This is a genomic window from Streptomyces phytophilus (assembly GCF_013870535.1).
Classification (GTDB): domain Bacteria; phylum Actinomycetota; class Actinomycetes; order Streptomycetales; family Streptomycetaceae; genus Streptomyces; species Streptomyces phytophilus.
In genome coordinates, this window is sequence record NZ_JACBXC010001503.1 from 1 (window position 1) to 1,322 (window position 1,322).

Annotated in this window: 1 protein-coding gene; it reads right to left on the bottom strand. The window is 76.4% G+C overall.

Annotation, left to right across the window (positions count from 1 at the left end):
• Positions 1 to 1,294 (bottom strand): xanthine dehydrogenase family protein molybdopterin-binding subunit (locus tag H5J30_RS33740; RefSeq protein WP_181791583.1); only part of this gene is annotated, 1,294 nt, incomplete at its 3' end.
• Positions 1,295 to 1,322 lie beyond the last annotated feature (28 nt).

Here is a 1,322-nt window from a genome sequence, read left to right on the forward strand (position 1 = left end):
GCGGCAGCGGCGCTTCGCGTACGGCGGTGAGGAGTTCGGCGACGGGCGCGGGGCAGGTGACGGTCTGGCCGGTGGGCAGCAGGTCGCCGGTGGCCATCACGTTGCGCGCGCGCAGTTCGGCGGGTTCCATGCCCAGCGCGGCGGCGAGCTTGTCCATCTGCCCCTCGTACGCGGCGCAGACCTGCATGGCGCCCTCGCCGCGGACGTGGCCGGAGGGCGGGTTGTTCGTCCGGACCACCCAGCCGTCGACGAAGGCGTGCGGGACGACGTACGGGCCGCAGGAGAACGACACCGCGGCGGCCAGCGCGTCGGCGGAGGTGTCGGCGTAGGCGCCGCCGTCCATGAGGATCTGCGCCTCGACCTTGACGAGCTTGCCGCGGGCGTCGGCGTGGTGCCGGTAGCGCAGCAGGGTGGGGTGGCGGTGGGCGTGGCCGAGGAACGACTCCTCGCGGGTGGCCAGCAGCTTCACGGGCGATCCGGTGCGCAGCGCGAGGAGCCCGAGGGGCAGCTGCATGGAGCCGTCCTCGCGGTCGCCGGTGGCGCCGGGGACACCGGTGACGACGACCTTGACCCGGTCCGCGGCCAGGCCGAGGCAGGCGGAGACCTGGTCGCGTACGGAGTGGGGGTCGGTGGCGGCGGCGTAGATCTCCACGCCGCCGTCGGGGCGCGGCACGGCGAGGCCGGCCTCGGCGCCGATGGGCGCGGGGTCCTGGCGGCCGATGCGGTACGTGCCCTCGACGACGACCTCGCCGGCGGCCTGCGGGTCGCCGTAGCGCAGGGGGATGTGCCGGATCAGGTTGCCGTCGGGGTGCAGGGGCTCGGCCTCGAAGGCGGCCTGCGGGTCGGTCACGGGGTCGAGCAACTCGTACTCGACGGCGATGGCGGCGGCGGCCAGCCGCGCGGTGTCGGGGTGGTCGGCGGCGACGGCGGCGACGGGCTCGCCGTGGTGCCGTACGACGTCGTGCGCGAAGACGGGCCGGTCGCGTACGCCGCGGCCGTGGTCGGCGGCGTCGGGCAGGTCGCGGTGGGTGACGACGACGCGGACGCCGGGCATGGCCTCGGCGGCGGAGGTGTCGACGGAGACGATCCGCGCGTGCGCGTGCGGGGAGCGGTGCAGCGCCGCCCACAGCAGGCCCTCGGCCCACAGGTCGGCGGCGTACGGGAAGGTGCCCTCGGTCTTGGCGGCGAGGTCGGTGGCGGGGAGGGATGCGCCGATGCCGTGGCCCTCCGGGTCGGCGGGGGGCACGGCGGTGGTGGCGGAGGGCGCGGCGGTGCGCTCCTGGGAGGGGTTCACGGGGCGGAGTCCCTCCTGCGGAGACGGT